This window comes from Methanocalculus sp. (assembly GCF_029762515.1).
Classification (GTDB): Archaea; Halobacteriota; Methanomicrobia; order Methanomicrobiales; family Methanocorpusculaceae; genus Methanocalculus.
The window spans coordinates 1-4,353 of sequence record NZ_JARVGN010000186.1 but is presented as its reverse complement, the minus strand read 5'-3'; the positions used below and the strand labels follow the sequence as shown (position 1 = coordinate 4,353).

4 protein-coding genes are annotated in these 4,353 nt (G+C 47.4%); 2 read left to right on the top strand and 2 right to left on the bottom strand.

Annotation, left to right across the window (positions count from 1 at the left end):
• Both pstC and QCH34_RS07595 read right to left on the bottom strand, forming a co-directional pair.
• The coding region (gene pstC / locus QCH34_RS07600) for a phosphate ABC transporter permease subunit PstC (protein ID WP_300332444.1) at window positions 1-1,252 on the bottom strand (1,252 nt) is incomplete at its 3' end.
• Window positions 1,253-1,272: 20 nt separating this feature from the next.
• The gene (locus QCH34_RS07595; protein WP_300332441.1) at window positions 1,273-2,133 is read right to left on the bottom strand and encodes a phosphate ABC transporter substrate-binding protein; all 861 of its coding nucleotides are present in this window, start codon (window positions 2,131-2,133) and stop codon (window positions 1,273-1,275) included.
• 135 nt (window positions 2,134-2,268) lie between these two features.
• On the opposite strand from QCH34_RS07595, the gene QCH34_RS07590 reads away from it, so the two are divergent.
• Together QCH34_RS07590 and QCH34_RS07585 are read left to right on the top strand one after the other, a co-directional pair.
• A complete protein-coding gene (locus QCH34_RS07590; protein ID WP_300332439.1) occupies window positions 2,269-3,297 on the top strand; it encodes a phosphate uptake regulator PhoU in 1,029 nt (342 codons plus the stop codon).
• A 41-nt stretch (window positions 3,298-3,338) separates the two neighbouring features.
• On the top strand, window positions 3,339-3,725 hold the full coding sequence (locus QCH34_RS07585) for a thioredoxin family protein (protein ID WP_300332437.1): 387 nt from the start codon (window positions 3,339-3,341) through the stop codon (window positions 3,723-3,725).
• The last annotated feature ends 628 nt before the right edge of the window (window positions 3,726-4,353 follow it).

Genomic DNA, 4,353 nt, shown 5'->3' with positions numbered 1-4,353 from the left:
CAAGATTTCGTGGACCTTCAGTCAGGAATTCCCATGTGATCGCTGGCAGCCCGTTTGAGACGATGTCGAAGATGATCGCAACCAATGCAAAGAGGACGAGAGCTGTTGCAGAGGTGACGATGCCGAAGGCAATTATCTCCTTTGACTGTCGTGAGAGGAGCTTTGATCCGGCATACAAAAGTGCAAGTATCGCTGCAAGAATGGCTATGCCCGGTAATCCGACGATCAGGTGTGCTATCCAGCCAGATACGACAAGGACACTCAGAATAATGATTGATTTGATCTGGTTTCTCTGATTGTAAGATAATAAAGGCGCTTTTGAGCAACCTGTCTGCCCATCCCGTATCTTTGACATTATGAATGTAGCAGATATGTTGATGATCAATGTGATCAGAAGGAGTACAAGAGCCATTCCAAAGAGTGCGTGGTAATGGGTGCTCCCTATTGCAACCTCCCCCATCTCAATACCCAGTGTGGCAGTGAGTGTCCGTATGGGTGACAGGATGTTCCAGAGAGGTTCCGGGATAACGGCAGCGTTGCCGGTGACCATCAGAACAGCCATCGTCTCGCCGATTGCCCTGCCGAGGCCAAGAATTATTGCCGCTGTGATGCCTGATAGGGCAGAAGGGATCAGAACTCCGGTGATCGTCTGCCAGCGTGTTGCTCCAAGGGCAAGAGACGCAGATCGATAGTCTTTTGGAACACTGCTGATTGCATCCTCAGAGACAGATACAATCGTTGGCAGGGCCATGATCCCGAGGATAATCGATCCTGCAAGCCAGGTGGCACCGGATGAGAGATCAAAAGAGATCCTGAGCCAGTTTGTCAGGACAACAAGACCAAAAAAACCATACACAACAGATGGAATACCTGCCAGAAGTTCGATTGCGGGCTTTACTGCCTCACGGAACTGTGGAGGTGCAACTTCTGCAATGAAGATTGCCGATCCGATCCCAAGAGGAACAGCAATGAGAACAGCTCCGATTGTTACAAGAATTGTTCCGACGATCAGGGAGTAGATACCATATTGGGGGAACTCACTGGTTGGAGTCCAGATCTCATTGAAGATGAATGCAGGAATACCTATCTCAAGGATCGCAGGAAGACCTTCTTTTAGCAGAAAGCCGATGATCAGAATGATCGTAATAACTGCCACAAGTGCAGTTCCAAGCCAGATACCACTGATTGCTTTTTCTTTATTCTGCCTGGTAAAGAGATCAGTAATCTGTGATTCAAATCTGTTCTTCTGCATGATGATCAGAAAAAGAGAGATTAATTAATTGGCACAAAGCCTTCTTTCGAGACGATCTGCTGTCCTTCTGCACTCACCAGGAAGTCAAGATAGTCTTTGATCAGACCGGTTTCGGGGCCATTTGTATACATGTGAAGACCACGGGCGATCGGGTAGGTTTTATTCTTCACATTATCAATCGTGGGTGCAACGAGCGTGCCATCCTTGTTGATGCTGATTGCTTTGACGGTTGTGTCGATATAGCCAAGCCCGACATAGCCGATTGCATCAGGTGTCTGGGCAACCGTCTGTTTAACCGCACCATTGGAGTTCAGTTCCTGCTGGGTTCTGACGAACTCTTCCTTCTTCATGACCTCGTCATAGAAGAACTCACGAGTTCCCGATGCACTATCTCTGCCAACCACAACGATCTGGCGATCACTGCCACCAACATCCTTCCAGTTGGTAATCTCTCCCTTATAGATTGCTTTTATCTCAGCCATCGTGAGCGAGGAGACGGGATTCTGAGGGTTTACAATGAGTGCAATCCCATCAACTGCAATAACATGCTCTACAACTCCCGGATACTGCTCCATCTCAGATGATTTGATGTCACGGGATGCCATTCCGATATCTGCGGTTCTTTCACCGACTGCCTTGATACCTACACTGGATCCTCCCCCTGAGACGAGAATCTCATCATTTTGGTGTTTATCCATATAGGCGTCTGCTGCTATCTGTGCAATAGGCAGGACGGTTGTCGATCCGGTGACTGAGATCGAGCGTTGTTCAACTGATGGGTCGCTGCCGACACAACCGCTTACAAGGGCTGCTGCAAGCAGGAGAACTACTGCTCCGGCGAGGAATGCCGGAGATGATCTAATGCTGAATGAACGAGTCATCGATCATCTGTATGGTAGAAAATACTATGATAAATCCTGATAGAGAGTATTGGTATATCAGAAAGTATATGTGTATATATAGTAATATAAATTCTAAATAGGAGTATATCTTCTCTTCAGGCAGTGATAGATACTATGGATATCCGGAAGATCCAGGTGACCGGGGGCTCATCTTTTGTCCTCTCTCTCCCAAAAAGCTGGGCAACAAAACACCATATACAGAAGAACGATCCGATCGGGATTATCACCCAGGCGGATGGCAACCTGCTGATCACAGCGGATATCAAAGGGATTACCTCCCAGAGGGAGAAGGAGTTTTTCCTGAAGGATTATGCCGATCCTGACTGCCTCTTCCGATGCTTGATCAGCGCATATATCACTGGCTATACTGCGATCAGGATTACATCAAAGGTGAGAATTCCCCCTGATGTGAGGCAGATGGTGAGGCTCTATACCCAGATGACAATCGGCCAGGAGGTTGCTGAAGAGAATGACACTTCCATTACCTTAAAGGATATCTTAAATCCTTCCGAGATGCCGCTTGACAACACGATCAAACGGATGTATACGATTGTGAAGTCGATGCATGAGGATGCCATCACCGCTCTTGAGGAGAAGAACGCTTCACTCTGCCAGGATGTCATATCGCGCGATAACGACATCGATCGCCTCCACTGGCTGATAAACAGGCAGTATCACCTGATCACCCATGATCCGGCGCTTTCACGGAAGATGAATATCACAGCTGGTGCTGCCATGACATTTTTCCAGATATCCCGTACAATCGAGCGGATCGCCGATCATGCAGTGACGATTGCAACCTATGTCCAGAACCTTCTTCTCCTTGAATCAGAGACTGGCGATAGCGCTCTAATCGATACTGAAACGATTCAGGTTTTCAGAAAAGCAGATGAACTGGCTCTCACAATTTTTAAGCGAAGCATGCGTTCTTTTTACGATCGGAATATCTATGAGGCAAATGCCGGTATCGTCTCTCTCCGTGACCTAACAGTACTATATAAAGAACTTAAAGCCCTGAGCATACAAAAGAGAAGCCCCGCCAGCATCTATTTTGGATATATAGCCAACAGCATCGCCCGTATTGGGGAGTACTCAAGTGATATTTCAGAGATCGTCATCAACCACTGCATTGGCGAGGAGTAAGTTCAAGTAGTGGTGGAGCAATATCCGGAGATAGTGTTCCTATGTCATCTGTCATTGAACTTGATACCATGAACTGGGAGAAGACGGTTGAGAAAACATATGATCCAATAACGCTCCTCTTCTATTCTCCAACCTGCCCCCACTGCCACTCGATCATGCCCTATTATGAGGAATATGCAGAGGAATTCAAGGGTGCAGTCGCCTTTGCCAGGATTGATGTCACACAGAATCCCTGGATTGCCGAGCGTTATGGCATTATGAGCACACCTACAATTGCGGTATTCTGCCATGGGCGATCGGTTGCACAGCTGGTCGGTTCTGTCTATCCGGCACTCATCAAAAAAATGATTGAGGAAGGATTGAAGAATGCAAAGGAATGTGCCGGTCAATCGACTGTTATTGATTATGAGATCACCGGGTATGGATGATCTCCGGTTACTCGCCAATTAACTCCTCTTTTATGGATCTTCTCTTATCCGTGCGGATTTTAATCAGCGAACACATCATAATCTGGCTATTTGGTGTTTGAATAATGCAATTGGGATCTGTTCACTCAGGCGCTGGATATCCAGAAATCATAGACGGTGAAAGGGATAGAATTCCTGCATCTATCGAGATGGTTACCATATATGCCAAACTAGCTACAGTATCATAGTAGAGAAAACCCTGGAACATTCCCCACCACCCCTTCCCCCGTCCGCACGTGCTTCGCAAGGAGGTTGTACTGGCTGACCGCTGATGCAGCGCGGGAGGGGCGGGAATGTTTCGGTGGCTGCCAGAGTAGATAAACACCCGATTCTTTCGGAATCGCCTTTCAGGTTGCTCTGATGAGCAAGGGTTTATCATCTCTGTCACCCTGCTCCCTCGCTACCCGCGCCGCACCTGCTTCAAACTACCCTCATGAAATAGCAAAGAGGCTCTTTTATTGAGATCCCAAAATGATCTTCGCTATCCGGATGCACCAGATAACTGTTGTATCCTTTTGACATATCCATCAATATCTCCTTTCCGCATCAGTCCGTTTGCATTCATGTACCGCACCTTGCCAAAGATGGG

Coding starts and splice junctions, on each gene's coding strand:
- QCH34_RS07595 (WP_300332441.1), bottom strand. CDS start 2,133: ATGACTCGTTCATTCAGCATTAGATCATCTCCGGCATTCCTCGCCGGA.
- QCH34_RS07590 (WP_300332439.1), top strand. CDS start 2,269: ATGGATATCCGGAAGATCCAGGTGACCGGGGGCTCATCTTTTGTCCTC.
- QCH34_RS07585 (WP_300332437.1), top strand. CDS start 3,339: ATGTCATCTGTCATTGAACTTGATACCATGAACTGGGAGAAGACGGTT.